At 74.9% G+C, this 22,319-nt stretch carries 12 protein-coding genes; 8 read left to right on the forward strand and 4 right to left on the reverse strand.

The window, feature by feature from the left end:
- Positions 1-15: 15 nt before the first annotated feature.
- The 3 genes from ABT084_RS14330 to ABT084_RS14340 are packed head-to-tail and all read left to right on the forward strand — an operon-like array spanning position 16 to position 9,917.
- On the forward strand, positions 16-7,317 hold the full coding sequence (locus ABT084_RS14330; protein WP_351042573.1) for a non-ribosomal peptide synthetase: 7,302 nt from the start codon (positions 16-18) through the stop codon (positions 7,315-7,317).
- Positions 7,314-8,582 (forward strand): cytochrome P450, encoded by a 1,269-nt coding sequence (locus ABT084_RS14335; RefSeq protein WP_351042576.1) that lies wholly within the window; start codon positions 7,314-7,316, stop codon positions 8,580-8,582. Before ABT084_RS14330 ends, ABT084_RS14335 begins: the two co-directional genes overlap by 4 nt.
- A 60-nt stretch (positions 8,583-8,642) precedes the next feature.
- Entirely contained in the window at positions 8,643-9,917 is a 1,275-nt protein-coding gene (locus tag ABT084_RS14340; RefSeq protein ID WP_351042579.1) for an MFS transporter, read from the forward strand.
- 41 nt (positions 9,918-9,958) lie between these two features.
- On the opposite strand, the gene ABT084_RS14345 is transcribed toward ABT084_RS14340, so the two are convergent.
- The 3 genes from ABT084_RS14345 to ABT084_RS14355 all read right to left on the reverse strand — a co-directional run bounded on the left by ABT084_RS14345 (position 9,959) and on the right by ABT084_RS14355 (position 16,528).
- Positions 9,959-12,880: a helix-turn-helix transcriptional regulator gene (locus ABT084_RS14345; protein WP_351042582.1), complete on the reverse strand. Its 2,922-nt coding sequence runs from the start codon at positions 12,878-12,880 to the stop codon at positions 9,959-9,961.
- Between the two features lie 82 nt (positions 12,881-12,962).
- The gene (locus ABT084_RS14350; protein WP_351042584.1) at positions 12,963-13,181 is read right to left on the reverse strand and encodes a hypothetical protein; all 219 of its coding nucleotides are present in this window, start codon (positions 13,179-13,181) and stop codon (positions 12,963-12,965) included.
- A gap of 80 nt (positions 13,182-13,261) precedes the next feature.
- On the reverse strand, positions 13,262-16,528 hold the full coding sequence (locus ABT084_RS14355) for a type 2 lanthipeptide synthetase LanM family protein (RefSeq protein ID WP_351042587.1): 3,267 nt from the start codon (positions 16,526-16,528) through the stop codon (positions 13,262-13,264).
- Between the two features lie 333 nt (positions 16,529-16,861).
- On the opposite strand from ABT084_RS14355, the gene ABT084_RS14360 reads away from it, so the two are divergent.
- Positions 16,862-17,488 carry a helix-turn-helix transcriptional regulator gene (locus ABT084_RS14360; protein ID WP_351042589.1) on the forward strand — a complete coding sequence of 209 codons (627 nt, stop codon included), beginning with the start codon at positions 16,862-16,864 and terminating at the stop codon, positions 17,486-17,488.
- On the forward strand, positions 17,485-17,904 hold the full coding sequence (locus tag ABT084_RS14365) for a helix-turn-helix transcriptional regulator (protein WP_351042592.1): 420 nt from the start codon (positions 17,485-17,487) through the stop codon (positions 17,902-17,904). The genes ABT084_RS14360 and ABT084_RS14365 overlap by 4 nt, the downstream gene beginning before the upstream one ends.
- 22 nt (positions 17,905-17,926) lie before the next feature.
- Here ABT084_RS14365 and ABT084_RS14370 read toward each other — a convergent pair whose 3' ends face one another.
- Positions 17,927-18,202, reverse strand: a complete 276-nt coding sequence (locus ABT084_RS14370) for a GlsB/YeaQ/YmgE family stress response membrane protein (RefSeq protein ID WP_351042595.1) — start codon at positions 18,200-18,202, stop codon at positions 17,927-17,929.
- Positions 18,203-18,465: 263 nt separating this feature from the next.
- On the opposite strand from ABT084_RS14370, the gene ABT084_RS14375 reads away from it, so the two are divergent.
- From ABT084_RS14375 to ABT084_RS14385, 3 genes are read left to right on the forward strand one after another with little or no spacing between them, the layout of a single operon-like run.
- Positions 18,466-19,755, forward strand: a complete 1,290-nt coding sequence (locus tag ABT084_RS14375; RefSeq protein ID WP_351042598.1) for an ATP-grasp domain-containing protein — start codon at positions 18,466-18,468, stop codon at positions 19,753-19,755.
- Positions 19,752-21,071: an MFS transporter gene (locus ABT084_RS14380; RefSeq protein ID WP_351042600.1), complete on the forward strand. Its 1,320-nt coding sequence runs from the start codon at positions 19,752-19,754 to the stop codon at positions 21,069-21,071. Before ABT084_RS14375 ends, ABT084_RS14380 begins: the two co-directional genes overlap by 4 nt.
- Complete coding sequence (locus tag ABT084_RS14385; RefSeq protein WP_351042603.1) at positions 21,068-22,261, forward strand: ATP-grasp domain-containing protein; 1,194 nt, start codon at positions 21,068-21,070, stop codon at positions 22,259-22,261. The genes ABT084_RS14380 and ABT084_RS14385 overlap by 4 nt, the downstream gene beginning before the upstream one ends.
- Positions 22,262-22,319 lie beyond the last annotated feature (58 nt).

Genomic DNA, 22,319 nt, shown 5'->3' on the forward strand with positions numbered 1-22,319 from the left:
TAGGACCGCATTCCCATGACCACTTCACAGGTCGAACCCTCCACCGCTCAGGGCGGGCTCTCCCCGGCGGCCCGGGCACTGCTGGAACGCAGACTGCGCGGCCGGGCCGGCGCGGCGGCGGGCATCCCCCGCGTCTCGCCCCGCCCGGAGCGGATCCCGCTGTCGGCCGCCCAGCAGAGCCTCTACTTCCTGCACCGGCTCGACCCGCGGGGCCTCGAGTACCTGATGCCCGCCGCCTGGCGGTTCACCGGGCCCCTGGACCTGCCCGCGCTGGACGCGGCGGTCGGCGATCTGATCGTCCGGCACGAGCAGCTGCGCGTGATCTTCCCGGACGTGGACGGCGTACCGGCCCAGGAGGTGCTGCCCTCGGACGGCGCCGGTCTGCACCTGGTGGAGCTGCCCGAGGGGGCCGACGCCGGAGCCGTGGCCGAGGCCGTGCGCGCCGCGGCGGTGCGCCCCTTCGACCTGGCCGTCGAGCCGGGCTTCCGGGCCACCCTGGTGCGGGTGGCGGCCGAGGAGCACGTGCTGGTCCTCGCCCTGCACCACATCGTCGCGGACGGCTGGTCGCTGGACCTTCTGATGCGGGACCTCCGGGCCTTCCACCGGGCCCGGTCCGAGGGCGGCGCGCCGCCCGCCGACCCGGCGCCCATCGCCTACGTCGACTACGCGATCTGGCAGCGCGGCCGGGACGAGAGCGCCGACGTCGCCTACTGGCGCTCGGCCCTGGCGGGCCTGACCCCGCTCGAGCTGCCCCTGGACCACCCGCGCCCGGCCACCCGCTCCTACGCCGGAGCCGTGCACACCGTGGAGCTGCCCGAGGAGCTGACGGCGGCCCTCGCGGAGGTCGGCAAGCGGACCGACACCACCCCGTACATGACCACGATGGCCGCGTTCCAGGCCGCGCTGGGCTTCCACAGCGGGCAGGACGACATCGCGATCGGCACGGTCGTGGCCAACCGGGAGCGGCCGGAGACCGAGCAGCTGGTCGGGTACTTCGTGAACACCCTGGTCGTACGGGCCGATCTGGCGGGCGACCCGACCGGGGACGAGCTGCTCGCCCGGACCCGGGAGAGCGTGCTGGGGGCGCTCTCGCACCAGACGCTGCCCTTCGAGCGGGTGGTCGACGAGCTGAGCCCCGACCGGGACCTGTCCCGCAATCCGCTGTTCCAGGTGCTGTTCACGCACACCGCGGCCGAGCACGGCACCTACGCCCTGGGCGGGGCCACGGGCACGGCCTTCCCCATCGACCTGACCACCGCGAAGTTCGATCTGACGCTGGACGTCCTGGACGACGCCGGGCGCCTGAGCCTGCGCTTCGTCTACCGCCCCGACCTGTTCGCGGCGGAGTCGATGGCGCGGCTGGCGGAGCACACCGCCGCGGTCCTGCGGGCCTTCACCCGGACCCCGGCCGTCCCGCTGAGCCGGATGGAGCTGCTCACGGAGGCCGAGACCGCCGAGCTGCTCGGCCCCGACGGCCCGGCGAACCGGTCCGCCACGGCACCGGCCGAGGAGGGGACCGCCGCGGCGCCCCGGCTCGCCTGGGAGCGCCTCGCGGAGCACATCGCCCGTACGCCCGGCGCCGTGGCCGTCTCCGGTGGCGGCCGCTCCCTGACGTACGCGGAGCTGGACGCGGCCTCGCTGGCCCTGGCCGGGCGGCTGCGCGCCGCCGGGATCGGTCCGGAGTCCCTGGTCGGGGTGTGCCTGGGCCGCTCGGTCGACCTGGCCGTGGCGCTGCTCGGGGTCTGGCGGGCGGGGGCGGCGTACCTGCCGCTGGACCCGGCGCACCCGCGGGCCCGGCGGGAGTTCACCGTGGCCGACGCGGGCGTGGAGTGGGTGGTCACCGACGACGCCGGGCGCGCGGCGGTGGACGGGCTGGCGGTGGGGGTGATCCCGCTGGCGGAGCCCGGGGTCCCGGACCCCGCCACGGACCTGTCCGCGGTGGCCCCGGGTCCGGACTCGCTCGCCTACGTCATCTACACCTCCGGGTCCACCGGGCAGCCGAAGGGCGTCGAGGTCACCCACGCCAACCTGGCCTGGCTGCTGGGCGCGGCCGACCACCACTTCGACTTCGGCGCCGACGACGTGTGGACCCTGCTGCACTCCCCCGCCTTCGACTTCTCCGTCTGGGAGCTGTGGGGTCCGCTGACCTCCGGCGGGCGGGTGGTGGTGCTGACCGAGGACGAGGTCCGCGACCCGGCCGCGGTGCACGCCGTCCTGCGGGCGGAGGGCGTGACGGTGCTCAACCAGACCCCGGCCGCCTTCAAGGGGCTGCGGGCCCATCTGGCCCAGCAGGGCGAGGACTTCGCGGCGCTGGCACTGCGTACGGTGATCTTCGGCGGGGACGCCTTCGACGCCCGGGACTACCGCGACTGGTTCGCCGGGCCCGCCGCCGGGCGGCCCGCGCTGGTGAACATGTACGGCATCACCGAGACCACCGTGCACGTCACCTACCGGCTGATCACCGAGGCGGACACGGTCGCGGCGGTGTACTCGCCGATCGGCCGCCCGCTGGCCGGGCAGCACGGGTACGTCCTCGACCGGACGGGCCGGCTGGCGCCCCGGGGCACGGTGGGCGAGCTGTACGTCGCGGGCGGCGGGGTGGCCCGCGGCTACCGCAACCGGCCCGAACTGACCGCCGAGCGCTTCCCGCTGGACCCCTTCGCGCCGGGCGGCGCCGGCGGATCGCGGATGTACCGCACGGGTGACCTGGTCCGGGTGCTCCCCGACGGGCAGCTCGCCTACGCGGGGCGCGCCGACCACCAGGTGAAGATCCGCGGGTTCCGCATCGAGCCGGGCGAGATCGAGACCGCGCTGCGGGTGCTGCCCGGGGTGCGGGACGCCTCGGTGGTGGCCCGGCCCGACGGGCACGGCGGGGCCCGGCTGGTGGCCCACGTGGTGCTGCCCGAGGGGCGCCCGCTCGACGCCGCGGACCTGCGGGACCGGCTGCGCGTGACGCTGCCCGAGTACATGGTCCCCGCCCTGTTCGTGCGGCACATGAAGCTGCCGATCACCGCGAACGGCAAGGTGGACCGGGCGGCCCTGATCGCGGTGGCCGCCGAAGGGGCCGCGGCCCCGGCCGACTTCACGGCGCCCGAGGGCGCGGTCGAGGAGGCGCTGGCCGGCATCTGGTCGGAGGTCCTGGGCGCCGAGCGGATCAGCCGGAGCGCGAACTTCTTCGACCTCGGCGGGGACTCGATCCTGGCCCTGCGGGTGATCGGGCGGGCCCGTTCGGCGGGGCTGGGGCTGAGCGTGGCGGACCTGTTCCGGGCCCGGACGCTGGCCGACCTGGCCGCCCTGGCGTCCACCGCCGAGGACCCGGCCGGTCCCCCGCCGGTCGCGCCGTTCTCGCAGCTGGACCCGGCGGACGCGGCGCGGCTGCCCGAGGGGCTCGTCGACGCCTACCCGCTCACCTTCCTGCAGACCGGCATGCTGCACGAGATGCTCGCGGACCCGGAGCGCGGGGCGTACCACAACGTCACCGACCTCAAGATCACCGTGCCCGAGGGCTTCGACCTCGCCGCCTTCCAGACGGCCGTGGACACGGTCGTGCGCGCCCACGACATCCTGCGCTCCTCCGTCGACCTGGTGTCCTTCTCCGAGCCGCTCCAGCTGGTGCGTCCGTCGGCCGACCTGCCGGTGGGGTACGTCGATCTGCGCGGGCAGAGCCGCGAGGAGCAGCGGGCCGCGGTCAAGGCGTACGTGCGGGAGGAGTTCGCCCGCCGCTTCGACCTCGCCTCGGCTCCCCTGGTCCGGCTGCACCTGCACCACGTCGGCGAGCACGAGCTGCGGTTCACGGTCACCGACTGCCACATCGTGCTCGACGGCTGGAGCCTGACCTCGCTCATCGCCGACGTGCTGGACCTGCACCGCCAGGTGGTGGCCCAGGGGCGGCGCGAGCCGGCCCTGGCGCCGGCCCCGCGGTTCGCCGAGTACGTCGCGCTGGAGCGGGCGGCGGTCCGGTCGCAGGAGAGCCTGAAATTCTGGAGCGCCCAGCTGGACGATCTGCGGCCGGTGCGCTTCGGGCGCCGCTCCGACGGTCCGGTCGACGGCGACCGCGCCATCGTGGAGATCCGCCGCTCCTACGCGGCGCTGGCCGGGCCGATCGGCGACCTCGCGAAGCGGGCGGGCGTACCGCGCCGGACCGTGCTGCTGGCGGCCTTCCACCACACGATGGGCCTGTTCACCGATATCGAGGCGGACCTCGACGGCGGCTCCGCCGGGCACTCGATCGGGCTGGTCACCAACGGCCGCCCCGAGGAGTCGGGCGCGGACCGGATGCGCGGACTGTTCCTCAACACCGTCCCGTTCGGGGTGCGGCGGACCGGGGAGACCTGGATGGACCTGCTGCGGGAGGTCTTCGCCGCCGAGCAGGACCTGATGCCGCACCGCAGGGTGCCGCTGGCCCGGCTGGGGCAGCTGCGCGCGGACGAACCCGGTCTGGTCGACGTGCTCTTCAACTACATCAACTTCCACCGGCTCTCCGGGGACACCTGGGACGAGTCGGAGGAGATCGCCCGGACGATGTTCCCGCTCAACATCAACGTGAGCGTGCAGGGGTTCACCGTCGACGCCGACACGACCCGGGTCGACCCGGCCACCGCCGAGCAGCTCGCCGACGCGGTGTGCGCGCTGCTGGAGTCCATGGTCGGCGACCCGGACGGGCCGGTGGCGCGGCCGGTGCTGCGGGGCGCCGCCCGGGAGCGGGCGCTGGTGGAGTGGGCGCACGGCCCGGTGGTGCGCAACGACCCCCGGATGTTCCACGAGTGGTTCGCGGAGCACGCGCTGCGCGCCCCGGACGCGGTGGCCGTCGCGCACGGCGAGACCGAGGTCGGCTACGGCGCCCTCGACGCCTCCGCCGGGGTGCTGGCGGGCCGCCTGCGGGAGCTGGGCGTGGGCCCGGAGGTGATCGTCGGGATCTGCGCGGACCGCGGCCCGGACATGGTGCGCGCCATCCTCGCGGTCCTCAAGGCGGGTGGGGCGTTCCTGCCGCTGGACCCGCAGCACCCCACCGAGCGCCTCGCGTTCGTGGCCGGGGACAGCGGGATGCGGGTGCTGCTCACCCAGTCCGCGCTGGCGGGCCGGGTGCCCTTCGAAGGCCCGGTGGTGCTGGTCGACGTACCCGCCGAGTGCGCGGGGTCCGGCGGGGTCCCGGAGGCCGGTACGGGCGCGGACAACACCGCGTACGTGCTGTACACCTCGGGGTCGACCGGCCGGCCCAAGGGCGCCGCCGTACCGCACCGCGGCCTGACCAACCTGATCCACGGCCAGCGGGACGTGTTCGGCCCGCGGCCCGAGGACCGGGTGCTGCAATTCGCCTCCTTCAGCTTCGACGTGTTCGTCAGCGAGCTGACCTGGGCCCTGGCCAACGGGGCGCGGCTGTGCACCGCGCCCAAGGAGGCCCTGATGCCCGGCCCGGACCTGATCGCCACCCTGCACCGGTACGGGATCACCGCGGCCGCGCTGCCGCCGAGCACCCTGGCGGTGCTCGCGGAGCAGGGGGATCCGCTGCCGCTGCTGCACACCATCGTCACGGGCGGCGAGGCGCCCACGGCCGAGATGTCGGACATCTGGTCGCCCGGCCGCCGGTTCATCAACTCCTACGGTCTGACGGAGACCTCGGTGTGGTCCTGCGCCGAGGTGTGCGTGGCGGGCACGGGCCTGCCGCCGATCGGCCCGCCGATCCGCAACAGCCAGGTCTACGTCCTGGACCGGGACCTCGAACCGGTCCCGGTCGGAGTGCCCGGCGAGATCTGCCTCGGCGGCGACGCCGTGGGCCTGTACTACCTGAACCGGCCCGCGCTGACGGCCACCGCCTTCGCCCCGGACCCCTACGGCGGCGTGCCCGGCGCCCGCCTCTTCCGCACCGGTGACCTCGGCCGCTACCACGCCGACGGCAGCATCGAATGCCTCGGCCGCAGGGACACGCAGGTCAAGCTGCGCGGCTTCCGCATCGAACTGGGCGAGCTCGAATGCGCGTTGCGGGACCTGCCCGGGGTGAACAAGGCCGTGGTGCTGCTGCGCCGCGACCTGCCGGGTGATCCGGCGCTGGTCGCCTACGTCGTGCCCGAGCAGGGGTGCGCGCCGGACGCCGAGGGGATCCGCCGGGCGCTGCGGGCCCGGATGCCCGCGTACATGGTGCCCGCGCGGTTCGTGTTCCTCGGCGAACTGCCCCTGAACAGCAGCAAGAAGGTGGACCGGCGGGCCCTGCCGCTGCCGCTGGAGCGCTCGGACGTGGACGTCGAGTACACCGCGCCGCGCACCCCGGCCGAGCGGGAGCTCGCCGAGGTGTGGTGCGCCGTGCTGGGGGTGCCGGAGGTCGGGATCCACGACGACTTCTTCCGGATCGGCGGGAGTTCGCTCTCCACGGTCCGGGTGGCCGCCCGGGCGGCGGCCCGCGGGCTGGCCGTGTCCGTACGCGACCTGATCGAGCTGCCCACGATCGCGCAGCTCGCGGCCCGCGCCGGGGAGGCGGCCGCCGCCACCGGGTCCGAGCCGGTGACCTCCGAGGTCCGGCTGCGCGACGGGGAGGGCGACCCGCTGTGGTGCGTGCACCCGACGGGCGGCAGCGCCGCCTGGTACGTCGGGCTGGCCCGCGCCCTGCCGCCGGGCGTCCCGGTGCGGGCCTTCCAGGCCCGCGGCCTGCTCGGCGGGGTGGACCCGACCACGGTGGCCGGGATCGCGGCCAACTACGTGGCCGAGATGACCGCGCACGGCGGGGAGGGCCCGCACGACCTGCTGGGCTGGTCCATGGGCGCCAACCTCGCCATGGAGATGGCCACCCAGCTGCACGAGGCCGGCCACCGGGTGGCACCGCTGACCCTGATCGAGCCCTATCTGCCCAGCGAGGTGGCGCGCGGTCAGCTCGCGGACGTGAGCGCCAAGATGGTCACCGCGAGGCGGCTGCGCGACCGGCTGCGGACGATGGCCCCCTCCGCGGAGCGCGAGGGCGTGAAGGCCGAGCTGACCGCGGTGCTGCTGAGCGCGGACATGAGCCCGAGCGAAGCGGCCCTGGTGGAGAACGCCCCGATCGAGGTGTGGCACTCGCTGCTCACCGCCCTGGCCGACTACGAGGTGCGGCCCTACCCCGGCCGCGTCCACCTGGTGGTGGGTTCGCACGCGGCCGCCCTGCCCGACGGCGAGCCGATGCCCGGCTTCGACGTGGGCTTCCACGAGTACGTCGAACGCTGGCGGGAGCAGGCCCTGGGCGGCCTGACCCTGCACGTCACCGAAGGCGACCACATGTCGCTGATGTCCGAGCCCCTGCTGGGCCGGACCGCTTCCCTGCTGCACGCCATCCGGACGGAGACCCGGTCATGACCACGATGATTCCCGCGGGCGGCCCGGCCGCCCTGCTCACCGCACCCCCGCGGACCGGCTTCGCCGAGCGCTACCTCCTGGACCCCGAGATCAACGCCGACCCCTACGGCTACCTGAACTCCCTGCGCGACCACGACCCGGTCCACTGGAGCCCCATGCACCGCGCCTGGCTGGTCACCGGCCACGGCCAGCTGATGCACTGCCTGCGCGACCCGGCGGTCTCCGCCGAGCGGGTCGGCCCCCTGATGGACGCCGTCCCCGAGGGCGCCCGGGAGGACACCGCACGGGCGTTCTCCATCCTCTCCCGCTGGATGGTCTTCAACGACCCGCCGCAGCACCGGCGGCTGCGCCAGGTGTTCCAGGAGCAGTTCTCGGCCCGCTCGATCGGCCGCTACCGCACGTTCGTCGAGCGGGCCACCCGGGCCATGCTGGCCCGGCGTTCGGTGCCGGGCAGCAGCGGTGACCTGCTCGCCGACATCGCCCGGCCGCTGCCGGCGCTGGTCTTCGCCCGCTGGCTGGGCGTCCCCCAGGCGCACAGCCCCTCCTTCTGGTACTGGAACGCCCGGGTGGGCGACCTGGTGCTCGGGGCCGCGCAGGAGGAGCGCGAGTACCGCACCTCCCTGCAGTCCCTGGTCAAGCTGGACGACTACCTCGCCGGACTGGTCGGCGAGCGCCGCGCCGACCCCAAGGACGACCTGATCAGCTCCGTGCTGGCGGGCGGCCAGATCGGGAAGTCGGTCAGCGAGGAGGAGTTCGTCGGGATGCTGACCCAGATGGCCTTCGCGGGCGGGGAGACCACGAGCAATCTGATCGTCAACACCCTGCTCGCCCTGCTGCGCCACCCCGAGCAGCTGGCGGCGGTCCGCGCCGACCCGGACCTGGTGCCGCTCGCCGTCGAGGAGGCCATGCGCTACGACGGCCCCTCGAAGATGTCGATCCGCAGCGCCGCCCGGGACTTCGACCTCGACGGCCGCCCGGTGCGCGGCGGGGACCGGCTGTTCCTGGTCACCGCCGCCGCCAACCGGGATCCCGAGCGGTTCGCCGACCCCGACCTCTTCAACGTCGCCCGGGGCAGCACCTCGCACCTCGGGTTCGGCTTCGGCGCGCACTTCTGCATCGGGGCCGCGCTGGCCCGGCTGGTGGCCTGCGCGGTGGTCGGCGTCCTCGTGCGCGACTACCCGGACCTCGCGCTGGCCACGGACCGGCACACCTGGCAGCCGTCCCTGCTCAACCGCGCCCTGACGGCGCTGCCCGTCCACTACTGACCCGTGGCCGTCCGCTACCGAACCGCGGCCGCCCCGGGCGGCCCGACGAAGGGTCCGATCATGGCCTCCACCCTGGCGAGCGCGGGCTCGCGCCTGAGCGCCCCCGCCAAAGTGCCCTCCTTCCGGCTGCTGTGGCTGGGACAGTCCCTGTCCCTGCTCGGGGACGGCTTCAGCTACATCGCCTTCTCCTGGATCACGCTGAGCCTGACCCAGTCCACCCTGACCCTCGGCTACGTCCTCGCCTTCCAGGCGGTGCCGCGCGCGCTGCTGACCATGGTCGGCGGCTCGCTCAGCGACACGTGGTCCTCCCGCACGCTGATGACGCTCTCCAGCTGGGCCCGGGCCGTGCTGATGGGGGGCGTCGGGCTGATCGGGATGTCCGGCACGCTCACGGTCCCGATCCTGTGCTGCGCCGCCGCCGCGTTCGGCGCCGTCGACGCCTTCTTCCAGCCCGCCAGGGCCTCGATCCTGCCGTCGGTGGTGGACAAGGAGCTGCTGGCCCCGGCCAACGCCCTGTTGGCGGTCGGCACCAAGGTCTCCTCGATCCTGGGCCCGGCCGTCGGGGGCATGGTGGTGGCCCTCTCGGACGCGCCCGTCGCCTTCCTCGTCGACGGCGTGTGCTTCGCGCTCTGCGGGCTGTGCGTCTCCCGGATCCGGACGGTGCCCCGCGAGGCCGGGGAGCCGGCGGAGTCCGCGGACGGAGGCGACGCCGCGGCGGCGCCGGAGGCCGGGGACTCGCTGCTCACCCGGATGCGCGCCGGCCTGCGCTACGCCCTGGAAGACCCTCGGATCCGCTCGATCCTGGTCGTCGACACGGTGATGACCTTCTGTTACGCCGGTACCTTCACGGTCGGCTTCGCCACCCTCGCCAAGGTGGACCTGCACGGCGGCTCGGTGACCCTGGGCCTGCTCAACGGCGCGCTGGCGGGCGGGGCGATGCTGGGCACCCTGGTGGGCGGCTCGCTCAGCGGCCTCCCCCGGGTGGGGCTGCTGATCGCCGCGCTGGCCGGGTGGCTCGCGGTGGGCATGGGGGTGCTGGGGCTGGTGGACACTACGGTGGCCGCGTTCGTGACCGTCCTGGTGATGGGCTTCGGCATCGGGTTCCAGGGGGTCTTCGGCCTCAGCTGGATCCAGCGCAACATCGACCCCTCGGTGCTCAGCCGGGTGATCTCCATCGACATGGTCCTCGGCTACGCGATGGCCCCGGTCTCGCTGATCCTGTGCGGGGCGCTGGCCCAGCAGGGCAGCGGCCCCATGTTCGCGGTGTCGGGCGCGGTCCTCGCGCTGACGGCGGTGGGGGTGCTCAGCTCCAGGGCGGTGCGCGGGATGCGCTGACCGCGTCGGCGGGCCGGGGCCGGGGCGGTGGCGCCCCGGCTCTACCCGCGCAGGGAAGCGGAGAGTTCGCACAGGGCCGAGCGGTTGGCGCGGCCCGTCTTGGTGCCGAGGCTGGCGATGTGTTTCTCCACCGTGCGGGGCGAGATGTAGAGGCGGTCCGCGATGTCCTTGTTCCCCAGCCGCTCGGCGAGCAGCCGGAACACCTCGTACTCGCGCACCGTGACCCCCTGGGTGCGCAGCACGTCCGGGATGTTGCCCGAGCCGGAGCGCCGCTGGGCGACGGGGGCGCCCATCCGGCGCAGCGCGGCCCGGCAGGCGTTGGCGACGGGGGCCACGGAGCCCTGGTGGAAGTGGAGTTCGGCCCGGCGCAGCCAGGCCACCGGTTCGCCCCAGCCGTCCGCGTGGGCCGCCTCCGCGATCAGCCGCAGGCCCAGGTGGAGTGCGGTGGAGTACGGCTCCGCGGTCCGCAGGGCCTCGTTGACGGCCGCGGCCGCCAGGTCGGGTCTCCCCTCCCGGCCCAGCAGGACGGCGCCCGCGAAGTGCACGAACTGGCGGTTCCAGCGCATCCGGCCGGGGGCGGTGGCGGCGATCTCCTCGTACGGACCGCGGCCGGCCTCCCCGGAGAGCACGTCCAGGAGCAGCCCGATGCCGTACCGGCCGCTGAGGTAGTAGGTACTGGGGTTGGTGCTCTCCAGGTCCGCCACGGTGTGCAGTTCACGGACGGCGGCGGGCCGGTCCTCCTCCATCAGCGCGCAGAAGGCGCGGGCCAGGCCGCGGGTCAGCGGCTCCTCCTGGGAGCCGATGCCGTCCCACTCGCCGAAGGCGGCGAGGGCGCGCTCCATGCCCGCGCGGTCGCCCTGGTGCGCCGCGAGGGTCGCCTGGGCCATCAGGACGTACCGGGTGGCCGGAGCCAGGCGCAGCCGCTGGACGACGGCCAGGCACTCCTCGGCGGCCCGGGCGGCGTCGGCGAACCCGGCCCGCAGCACTCCGTCGAGGATCATGATGCCGTCGATGGTGTAGACGATGGTGGCGGAGCCGAGCCGCTGGGCCTCGCAGCGGGCCGCGAGCAGGGGGACCGTATTGCCCTCGGTGAGCCAGTTGTTCCCGCCGATGCGGGTGAGGGCGTACATCCGCTGGAGCGGGAGCTGGTGCTGTTCGGCGGTGTGCAGGGCCGATTCCAGCAGGGCCGTGGCCTCGTCGAAGTCCCGCTCGCGGGCGAGGGTGGCGAGCAGCTCCCAGGCCTGGCAGACCACCGTGGGCAGGCCGTGCCGTTCGGCGGCCTGGAGGGCCGAGTAGGCCAGCTTCTCGGCGAGTTGGGTGCGGTCGGGGCCGGGGGTGTCGAGGGCCAGGTAGGCGGCGGTGACGTCGATGGAGGCGGTGCTGCGCTCGTCGGGGTGCTCCCCGAGGAGGGCTCTGGCCTGGGCTATCTGCCGGTTGCCGTCCTCCCAGCGCCCGGCGGTGTGCGCCACCTTGGCGAGCCGGGTGTGCAGCGCGGCCAGCCGCTCGGCGCTCAGGCCGCTGCCGCCGAGGGTGTGCAGGTTCTCGGCGAAACCGAAGGCCTGGGCGAAGTCCCCGGCCTCCGCGAGCGCGGGGAGCAGCGCCTCCAGGGCGGCGGTGCGGCCCGCCGCGTCCCCGCTGGCCGCCAGCAGCCGCTCGGCCCGGCCCAGCAGGGTGACCGCCGAGCCGATGGCCCCGGCCGACAGGGCCCGCAGCCCCGCGACGGTGAACAGCCGCCCGGCTTCCGCGTCGTCACCGGCCTGGGAGCGCAACTCCGCGACCAGCGGGCACCATTCGCCCTCCAGCTCGGGATACAGCGCCTGCACCGCGTCGGCGGCGCGCCCGGACATCTCCGCCCGGTTGGTGGGCGTGAGCTGGGTCAGCAGCGCCTCGGCGGTGAGCGAGTGGCGGAACGCGTACCAGTCGGGGGCGGGTTCGTCATGGACGACAAGCTGCGCCGCGACCCCGGCGTGCAGGTGGCTGAGCAGGCTGCGGTCGTCGATCCCGGTCATCCGCTGGAGCACGGTGAGCGGGAAGCGGCGGCCGATCACGGCAGCCGCGGACAGCAGGGTCAGGCCCTGGGGGGCGAGCCGGTCGACGCGCCGCAGGATGCCGCGCGCGAGCGCGGTGGACACGTCGCTGCGCAGGTCGCCGACGACGCGCCAGCCGTCCTCGGCGCGGACCAGCGCCCCGCTGCCGATCATCCCCTGGAGGAGTTCCTCGACCAGGAAGGGGCTGCCCGCGCTGTCGTCCCAGAGCCGCTCCAGGGCCGGTTCCGGCACCAGTTCCGGTTCGGTGTCCAGCTGCGCGGCGATCACGGCGCGCACCTCGGGCCGGGTCAGCGGGGCCAGCTGGAGCACGGTCCCCACACCGCGGCGGCGGGCCGATTCGGCCATGTCGAGGGCGTCGCAGGATTCGGTGCGGATCGTGGCCAGAAGGACCACGTTGGTGTATTCGAGGTTGTCCACGAGGTACTCGACGACCGCGAGGGTCTCGGGGTCGGCGTCGTGCAGGTCCTCCAGCAGGAGGAGCTGGCCGTGTTCCCTGCCGGTGGCGATGAGCAGCCGCAGCACGGCCTCGCCCAGGATCACCATGGAGCTGTTGTCCTGGGCGTCGCTGCTCCAGTCCGGGATGATCCGGCCCAGCGCGGGCCGGTAGGGGCCGAGCGGCAGGTCGTCCAGGGACGGACCGCCGGGCGGACCGCCGCGGAACAGCGCCATCAGCGCTTCGGTCAATGGCCGGAAAGGCACTGTGGGGCCGGTCGTGCTGCTCCGGCCCCGCAGTGCCCGCATTCCGGCGTTGAAGGCCATTCCCACGGCCTCGGCGGCGAGCCGCGATTTGCCGATCCCCGCCTCGCCGACCAGGAAGACGACCCCGCCGCGCCCGTCCCTCGCCTCGGCCAACGCCTGGTTGATCTCTGAGAGTTGCGAGTCACGACCGATGATGTACCGCGTACGGGAACGCATGAGCGCAATCTAGTTCATACGTACGGTCCGCCGTGCACCGAAAGTCGGCCTTTCCCAGGTGCCCCGCTCCGCTATCCGGGCACTACCAGGTGACGTTGGGGGCCGAGACGCTGGTGTCGATCTGGCTCAGCGCGACCACGAGTCCGCTGGTGAGGACGAGGCCGGCCAGCGCCCGGGCCCGCGCGCACGCCGTGTTGCGGCCCGACAGGGTGATGCCGCCCGCGGGGTCCCCGGCGGGAACCTCGGCGACCGCGTCGGTGGTGGCGTCCGTGGCGATGGCGTTGACCTGGAACTCCTGCATGGTGGTGAGTACCTTTCTCGGAACCTGAAGTGGAGTGTGGTGCTCGGTACGGCAGTTCGTTCGGTGCGATCGATCGAGTGTCAGTGGAGCAGCAGTACGGACGGGACCGCCTCCGGGAAACCCAGCCTGAGCAGGGCGTATCCGATGCCGGAGAGGCCGGTGAGGAGTCCGGGTGAGGGGACGTGGTCGGGGGTGCCGCAGCGGTGGCCGTGGCATTCGAGGCGGCCGAGGACCTGACCGGCGCGGTGGGTGAGGGCGGTGGCGGCCCGGGGGTGCCCCTGCCCGGCGAGGACGCTGAGCAGTTCCAGGGAGCCGAGCGTGCCGTGGCCCAGGCTGAGGTCGCCGAACTCGGCCGCCTCGGTGGACTCCCCGGCCTCGGCGGGATCGCTCAGCAGGGCCGCGCACCAGGTGAGTTCGGCTTCGGGGACCGGCTGGCCGGCCCGGGCGAGCGCGTCGGCCGCGGCGAGCGCGGTGCCCGCGAGCCCGGAGTGCCAGCCGAGGTCGGCGGGGTGGTTGAGGGCCTCGTCCAGGGCGGGCCGCAGCAGGGCGGCGCCGGTACGGGCGCACGCCTCGGCCCTCGCTCCGGGGCCGGCGGCCGGGCCGCGCGCCTCCGCGGCGGCGGCGTAGCGCAGCAGGGCCCAGCCGATGCCCGCGTCGCCGTGGGCGAAGCCGGGGGCCGCGGGGCCGTGCCCGGCGGGCCGGGCCAGCCGGGGTTCGGCGCGGGCGAGCAGCCGGTCGGCGAAGGCGGCGGCCAGGGCGGCGGCGCCGGGCATCCCGGTGAGGCGGTGCACGGCGACGACGGCGGCCAGCGCTCCGGCGAGGCCGTCGGCGAGGTCGGCCGGACCTTCGGGGTCGGCTTCGACCGCGAGGGCCAGCGCGGTGAGGGCGTCGGGCAGACAGGCGCGCAAGGGATCGGCGACGGTGCTCCCCCCGGTCCCGCCCTCGACCTCGCCCCCGCCCGGGCCCCCGCCCTCGCCCAGCAGCGCGGCCAGCCGGGCCACGGTGTAGACGATGCCGCTCAGCCCGTGCAGGGCGCCCGGCCCCACGGCGGCGCTCAGCGCGGGGCTGGCGGCGAGCGTGGCCAGCAGCTCCGGCAGCGGGGCCGCGGCCTGCCGGGCCAGGGCGGTGTAGCGTCCGGCGCCGGTCAGGGCGCCGAGCTGGGCCAGGAAGAGGGCCACGCCGCAGTAGCCCTGGGCGAGCCCGCCGCCCATCGGCAGGACCGCCCAGTGCTCACCGGAGACCTGCTCCAGGCCGAGCCAGTTGACCCGGCCGTCACCGTGCACCGCACGGGCCGCGATCTCGTCGGCGATCCCGCAGGCGGCGGTCAGCAGCCGCGAGGGCTCGGGCACGACGGCCGGGGCGAGGTGACCGGCCAACGCCGAACGCGGGCCGCCCCCGGTGAGGTTGGCGCCGGTCACCGCGAGCGTGGCCGAGATGATCCACTCCTGGTCGTGCCGGTCCACCTCGCCCATCGCCGCGATCTTGTCCAGGGCCGCGCGCAGACTGGGCGCGGGCAGCACCCCGTCGATGAGCGCGCCCCGCGAGGTGCGCACCGAGGTGTGCGCGGGGTGGTGGAAGAAGACGGGAACGTCACCCTCCCACAGGTCGGCGGTCTCGTCCTCGATCAGCCGCCGACGGGCCGGGTCGTTCTCGGATTCCGCCCACAGTACGGCGAACAGCGCGTCCCGGGTCAGCGCGTCGCGCAGCACGTCGGGGTGGGTGGACTCCTCCAGCAGGGTCGTGTAGAGGCGGGTGGCGCGGGCGATCAGCCGGCCCGGGCTGGTGGCCCAGCGGCCCAGCAGCCCGTCCTCGCCGAGGAGTTCGCGGCGGTGGGCGGCGATCGCGTCGTAGCCCGCACGGAAGCCCTCGAGCAGCGCCGCCCTGTGGTCCCCGTGTCCGGCGGCCCCGTCCCGCGGCGCGGGCCGGTTCTGTCCGGCCGGGGTCTCGACGCGGCCGCGCAGCACCCGCATCTCGTCGGTTCCGGCGGCTTCCCAGCTCATCCCGTCGCTGGGGTAGGAACCGCCGTGCCCGCCGCCGAGGGCGGAGATGTCCATGGCGCCGTGCTCGCCGATGAGCAGGCTCGGGAGCAGGCAGGTGCGGTGGACCGAGGCGGACAGGGCCGCCGCCGCGGGGTCGGAGCCGCAGGTCACCGCGGCGGGCAGGCCCGCGTGGAGCAGGGTCTCGGCGTCCACCAGGACCGGCTGGTCCTGGCAGGCGATGACGTTCTCGTAGTGCATGTCGACGCCGTCCACCGCGTACAGCAGGGCGAGCAGCGCGCCCTGGCGGCGGTAGAACCGGTCCAGTGCGGTGGGCGAGGCACACCAGCCGTGCTCGATGAACTCCAGCCAGCCGTACCCGGGACGGCGCACCGACCGGGGGGTCCGCAGGCCGAGGCCGGGCACCTTGCCGTTGGTCCAGGCGACGGCCTGGTCGAGGAGGGCGTGCTGGTCGAGCGGGCGGGGCTTGTGCACGACGGTGGCGCCGCCGGCGAAGCGCAGCAGCGCGACGGAGCGGTTGCCCTGGTGGACGTCGCCGCGGCCGAGGTCGATGCGCACCAGCGGGCCCGGGTCGGCGCCGCCGAGCAGGCCCCGCACGATCGCGGCGCGGTCGGTGGTGTAGCGGCGGACCAGCTCCGCCGTCGCGTCCTCGGCGTACGCGCAGGACTGGGCCAGCATCCGGGCCAGCACCGGGTAGCCGGTGAACAGCGCCGCCAGGCCCTCCCGGGTGCCGAGCCGGGCCAGGAAGTCGGCGAACCGCTCCCGCGAGGTCTCTCCCGCCAGCCGCCCGGCGGTGCGCGCCGCGTGCAGTTCCTTGACCAGGGTCCGGGCGGACTGGCGGATCAGGCGGTCGCCCAGCCAGCCCTCGAAGGCGGTGCGGACCACGGCCAGTTCCGCCTCGGGAAGCTCGATCCGCGGAGCCGTCCCGGCCCAGGCCATCTCGGTCAGGGAGCGCAGCGCGGGCAGGAACACCGCGGCGCCCGTGGCCTCTTCGCCGCCGTCGGCCGCGGCGCCCGCCGTGGCCGTCCGCTCGACGGGGGCCGCCGCCACGATCCGTTCCGCGTACGCCGCCCACTCCGGCTTCTCGGCGCGGGCGGCCAGCCGCCCGGACCGCTCCGCCGCGAGCGCGTACCCGGTGTCCTCGGTCGCCCCCAGACTCGCCAGCCGGGCCGCGAAGCCCTCGGGGTCCCCCAGGGACCACGAGGCGGGCCGGTCGTGGGGGGCGGCGGTCCGCGCGGGTGCGGGGGCACCCGGTGCGGCGAGCCGCTCCCGCAGGTTCAGGGCCTGTGCCCACCAGGAGTGGGTCAGGCCGCCGACCTCGGTTTCTGCGGCGGTGGCGGTGTCAGTCACAAGAGGAAAACTCGCAGAGTGGCGCGCCGCGCACATGGGGGCACGTCCCCCATATTCTGCGCGGCCGCCCCCAGAGGCCCCCGGGCGCACCGCCCGGCCCCCACCGCCGTGGCGTCCGCGTACGGCCCGCGCACCCCGTGCGACCCGCCACGACGGGCCGTCCGGCCGATCCGGGCAGCGGCCTTCACACGATCCGCCGCTCGCGGCACCCCGCCTTCACAAATGTGGGGGCCGGGGCCCGATGCCCGGCCCGGCGGCCGCCCCCAGTCTGGGAACCAGCACCCTTTCCGCCGGTCCGACACCCCGGCAGGCGGATGACTTTCGGAGGACCCGGTGGGAGAACCCGTCCCTGTCAACGTCGTCGCACTCGATCCGGTGCTCGAAGCCGGTACCAAGAGCGCCCTGCTCGCCTGTCCGGAGGTGGCCCTGACCGCGCCCGGCGGCGCACCCCGCGTCGTGGTCATGACCGTGGACCGGGTCGGCCGTACGGAACTCGACGTCCTGCGGTCGATCCGGGACACCCCGTCCCGTCCGGACGTGGTGCTGGTGGCGGGCGAGCTGGAGCCCGCCGACGCCCTGCACGCGATCGCCGCCGGGGCCCGGGGTCTGCTGCGCCGCCGCGAGGCGGATCCCGTCCGCCTCGCCCGGGCCGTCCGCGCCGCCTCCCGCGGTGACTGCACGCTGCCGCCGGACCTGCTCGACCTGCTGCTGGAACACTCCGGCGCGCGCGGCTCGGCGGCCGGCGAGGTGGCCGGGCCATGGGACGCGGCGGGGCTCAGCGACCGGGAGCGCTCGGTCCTGCGGATGGTCGCGGACGGCCACGAAACCAGCGAGATAGCCAAGCGGCTGTGCTATTCGCCGCGCACGGTGACCACCGTCGTGCACGACATCACCCAGCGCTTCCGGCTGCGCAATCGCGCCCACGCGGTGGCCTACGCCCTGCGGGCGGGCATGCTGTGAGCCCCGTCGCCGCACCGACGCGCACGACGCCCCGCGAGCCGGGCCACGAGGCGGTCCTGGAGGCGGGCCGGCTGAGCCGGATGCTGGCCCAGGTCGCCACCGGCCTCGCACCCGCCCCCGAACCGGCTCCGGACACCGTCGAGCTGCCCTACCCCGACCTGCTCCGGCTGCTGGGCGGCCACACGGCCCTGCCCGCGCCGCGGCCCGTACCCGCCGCGGACACCCCGCACTTGACGGCCCGCCAGACCTCGGTGCTGGCCCTCATGGCGGAGGGCCACGGGAACGCGGTGATCGCGCGCACCCTGTCCTGCTCGGAGCACACCGTGAAGAACGTCATCTACGAGCTGATGTCCCGCCTCCACGCCCGCAACCGCTCGCACGCGGTGGCCTGCGCGGTGCAGTACAGCCTCATCTGAACGGCCGCCGCCGCGGCGGGGGCTACCGGCGGGAGTCGCGCGAGTTGCCGAAGAGGATCCGGTAGGCGATCAGCAGGACCAGCGAGCCCGCCACCGCGGCGCCCCAGGTGGCGAGGTCGAAGAACTCGTTCTGGATGGGCCGGTCCAGGAACTTCGCCGACAGCCAGCCGCCGATGAAGGCGCCGGCGACGCCGATCAGGGTCGTCCCGATCAGGCCCCCCGGGTCGCGCCCAGGCAGCAGCACCTTCGCTATGCCTCCGGCCAGCAGCCCCAGAATGATCCAGCTGACGAACCCCATACCCGCTCACTCCCGTTCCCTGCCCTCGCGCCCGTCCGTGTGCGCGCTCACCAGGAAGGACGCCGACCGGGCCGAAATGGTTCTCCGCCCGGACCCGATCGGTCCGGATGAGGAGGTCACAGAGCTGCGCGGACCCGAACCTTGACGGGGCTATGCCCTCAAGTGGCCGGAAAGGCACAGTCGACGGGCAGGCCGGGCACGTGCGGTGCACCCCCGGCCCGGCCCTCCCCGTCCCGCGCCCTCCGTCACGCAGCGAGGCCTCCATGACACTGCCCGACCCGCCCGTCCCGGCCGCCCTCACCCACGTCCTGGTGGGGTACAGCCCGGTGATGCTCGGCAAGCTGGACGTCCTGCTCCCCGAGAACTCCGTCCTGGTCGTGGAGGAGCCCGCCGTCATCGCCGCGCGCGGCATCGACGGCCTGGCCGGATCGCACCGCTGTGTCGGAGCGCTGCTCGCGGCGCCCAGCCAGGACGAGGAGCATCCGCACCGCGTCGTCGCCGCCGTCCCCCGGCCCCCGGCCGTGCGCGCGGTCGTGCCGGTCGTGGAGTACGGCGTGGTGGCCGCCGCGGCCCTCGCCGAGGCGTGGGGGCTGCCCGGCGCGGGCCCGAAGGCCGCGCGCATCCTGCGGGACAAGGCCCGGCTGCGGGCCGCGGTGGACGGTACGGACCTGGACCAGCCGGCCTGGCAGCGGGCCCGGAGCCCCGAGGACGTCAGCGCCTTCCGCGCCCGGTACGGCGGGGCGTGCGTGCTCAAACCCGCGGGCCGCCAGGCCAGTCTCGGCGTACGCCTCCTCGGACCGGACGACGACAGTGCCGCGGCCTGGGCGCACACGACGACCGCCGACGAGCCGTCCCTGCACGCGGGGTACCCGGACTCCGCCCGCTATCTGGTCGAACAGCGCCTGTACGGGCCGGAGGTGAGCGTCGAGGCCGTGGTCCACGAGGGCATCGTCGGCTTCACCAACATCACCGCCAAGAGGGTCCAGGACTCGCGCCATCCCGTCGAGACGGGGCACACCGTGCCCGCCGCGCTGCCCGAAGCGCAGGCCGACGCGCTGCGCGGCGCGGTCGCGGTCCTGGTGTCGGCCACGGGGTTCCGCTCCGGCGTGCTGCACTCGGAGTGGATCCTCGACGGCGGCCGCCCGCACCTGGTGGAGTGCGCGGCCCGGCTGCCCGGCGGCGGCATCACCGCGCTCATCGACCTCGCCTACGGGATGGACATCCTGTCCGCGCTGCTCGGCGCGCTGGACGGCACCGGTGCGACGCCGCAGCGGCCGCCCGTCCTGGGCGCGGCCGTCCGGTTCCTGATCGCGCCGGTCGGTCCGGTCGGGGCGGTGGAGGGCGTCGAGGCCGCCCGGCGCGCCGTCGGGGTGGAGGAGGTCCACGTCGGGGTCGCCCCCGGTGACGTGGTCCTGGCCGTCACCAGCTCGTGGGAGCGGGCGGGGTACGTGATCGCCACCGGTACGGACGCGGCGGCCGCGGGGCGCAACGCCGAGGAGGCCGCCGCTCTGGTGTCGCTGCGCACGGCGGGACGCGACGGGGGTGCGCGGTGAAGCGGATCTCGCCCTCGGACTACGTGCCCGCGACGGCTGCCGGGCGGACCTTCGCCCTGACCTCGCTGATCAACGCGATCGGCACCGGCCTGTTCCTCGCCGGATCCACGGTCTTCTTCATCCGCTCGGTCGGCCTGACCACCCCGCAGATCGGCGCCGGTCTGGCCGTCTCCGGGTTCGTCGGCTTCCTGGCCACCGTCCCGATCGGCGCGCTCAGTGACCGGATCGGGGCCCGGCGCACGCTGATCGCGCTCCAGGTGTGGCGGGCCCTGTGGTTCGTGGCGCTGGCGTACGTGCACGGCTTCGGCGGGTTCCTGGTGGTGTCCTCGTGCCTCGCCGCGGCGGAAGGGGCGACCCAGCCGATGACGCAGGCGGTGGCCTCCGACACCACCGAGGAGTCCGACCGTACGCGGACGATGGCGATCGTGCGCACCGTGCGCAACATCGGCTTCTCGGTCGGCGCGCTGCTCGCTGCGCCGTTGCTCGCCGCCGACAGCATGTGGGCGTACCGGGGCATCGTGCTCGGCAACGCGGCGGCGTTCCTGGCGTCGGCGGTCATGCTGGGCCGGCTGCGGCTGGTGCGGGCGAGCGCGGCGCAGCGCAAGGTGGGGCCGCTGACGGCGATCCGGGGCTTCCGTGACTGGCGCTACCTCGGCCTGGCCGGGCTGGGCGGCGTACTGAACCTGCACACGACGCTGCTGTCGGTGGGGCTGCCGCTGTGGGCGATGACGGCCACCGGGGTGCCCGCCGGGTTCGTGCCGGTGCTGATCCTGGTGAACACGGCGCTGTCGATCACCCTCCAAGTGCCGGTCTCGCGGGGGGCGGAGCGGCCCGGCGGGGCGGCCCGGGCGCTGCGGCTGAGCGGTTTCGCGCTCGCCGCGTGCTGCGCGGCGCTGGCGGCGGCGCACGGGCTGCCGCCCCTGCTCGCGGGGGCGCTGCTGCTGGCCGCCTGCGTCGCGCTGACCTTCGGGGAGATGTGGCAGGCGGTGGGCAGCTGGGACATGAGTTACGCGTTCGCGCCGGAGGACCGCCGGGGGATCTACCTGTCGGTGTTCAGCCTGGGCAACTCCGGGCAGCGGATCGTGGGTCCGGCGCTGGTGACCGGGGTGGTGATCGCGGCGGGTGCGGCCGGGTGGGCCGCCCTGGGCGTGGTGTTCTGCCTGGCCTCGGTCCTCGTACCGCCGGTGACGCGGGCCCTGGCGCGGCAGCAGCGCGAGCGGGAAGCAGCACAGGCACAGGCACAGGCGCCGACGCAGGAGCAGGCGCAGGCGGAAGTCCAGGTATCCCGGGCAGCGAATGAAGGGGCAGTGGCGTGAAGGATCTGCTGGTGGTCGGCGTCGGCACGATGGGACGGCCGTACGTCGACGCGGCGAGGCGGCTCGGACACCGGGTCCGCGTGGTGGAGAACGCGGCGCTCATGGGCAGCCGCCCGGCCGAGGAGGACGTCACCTACTACCCGGTCACGGGTTCCCTGGACGAGTCCTGGTTCGCCGGGGTCACGGCGGCGCTCGCCGACCGCGCCCCGGACGGGGTGCTCGCCTTCGCCGAGGCCAATGTGACGGCGGGCGCGCTGGCCCAGGAACGGCTCGGGCTGCCCGGCCCGTCCCTGCACGCGGCGGTGATCTCCCGCAACAAGGCCCTGCAGCGCACCGGGTTCGGGGCGTACGGGGTCGCGCAGCCCGTGTTCCTGCTCGCCCCGGACCTGCGCGCGGCCCGGGAGTGGATGCTGGAGCGGCTGCCGGTGGTGGTCAAGCCGCTGTCCCTGGGCGGCAGCGAGGGCGTCGAGCTGGTCACGAGCGCCGCGGAGGCCGAGGAGATCGTCGCCCGGCGGGGCGGCGAGGGGAAGATCCTGGTCGAGGCGGCAGTCCTGGGCCCGGAGTACAGCTGGGAGGCGCTGGTCCACGAGGGCGAGGTGCTCTTCGCCAACGTGACGGAGAAGGAGACCACCGCCCCGCCGTACTTCGTGGAGCTCTCGCACCGCTGCGGGTACGCGTTCACCGATCCGGAGCTCGCGGCGCGGGTGGACGCCCTGACCGCGGGAGTGCTGCGGGGGCTCGGGATGCGGACCGGGCTGGTGCACCTGGAGTTCCGGGTGGGGCTGGAGGGTCCGGTACTGATGGAGGTCGCCGTCCGCACCCCCGGGGACTTCCTGGCCGAGGCGGTGGGCCTGACGTACGGCTTCGACCTGCACGAGGCGGTGGTGCGGCTCGCGCTCGGGGAGCCGCTCGGCGATCTGCTGCGCGAGCGGCCGGTGGCGTACGCGGCGACGTACTTCCCCACCTGCGCCCCGGGCACGATCACGGAGGTCGACGGGCTGGCGGAGATCGCCGCGCATCCGGCGGTGGTCCGGGTCGGGCTGCGCAAGGGCCCGGGTGACGTGGTCGGCCCGCTCACGTCCTCGTCCCAGCGGCTGGGCCACATCCTGCTGAAGGCGCCCTCGCCCGCCGAGCGCGAGGACGCCCTGAAGTTCGTGGCCCGGCGGCTGAGGATCTCCGTACGCCCCTGAAGCACCCGTCGGCCGGGGAGACCAACTAGTGCCGCGTCAGGCCATGTTCGCCCCGTCG

It is taken from the genome of Streptomyces sp. NPDC002138 (assembly GCF_040296485.1).
Lineage (GTDB): Bacteria > Actinomycetota > Actinomycetes > Streptomycetales > Streptomycetaceae > Streptomyces.

What these genes read in the sequence shown, in the direction of transcription:
- ABT084_RS14330 (WP_351042573.1), top strand. Translation starts at nt 16, where the DNA reads ATGACCACTTCACAGGTCGAACCCTCCACCGCTCAGGGCGGGCTCTCC.
- ABT084_RS14335 (WP_351042576.1), top strand. Translation starts at nt 7,314, where the DNA reads ATGACCACGATGATTCCCGCGGGCGGCCCGGCCGCCCTGCTCACCGCA.
- ABT084_RS14340 (WP_351042579.1), top strand. Translation starts at nt 8,643, where the DNA reads ATGGCCTCCACCCTGGCGAGCGCGGGCTCGCGCCTGAGCGCCCCCGCC.
- ABT084_RS14345 (WP_351042582.1), bottom strand. Translation starts at nt 12,880, where the DNA reads ATGCGTTCCCGTACGCGGTACATCATCGGTCGTGACTCGCAACTCTCA.
- ABT084_RS14350 (WP_351042584.1), bottom strand. Translation starts at nt 13,181, where the DNA reads ATGCAGGAGTTCCAGGTCAACGCCATCGCCACGGACGCCACCACCGAC.
- ABT084_RS14370 (WP_351042595.1), bottom strand. Translation starts at nt 18,202, where the DNA reads ATGGGGTTCGTCAGCTGGATCATTCTGGGGCTGCTGGCCGGAGGCATA.
- ABT084_RS14375 (WP_351042598.1), top strand. Translation starts at nt 18,466, where the DNA reads ATGACACTGCCCGACCCGCCCGTCCCGGCCGCCCTCACCCACGTCCTG.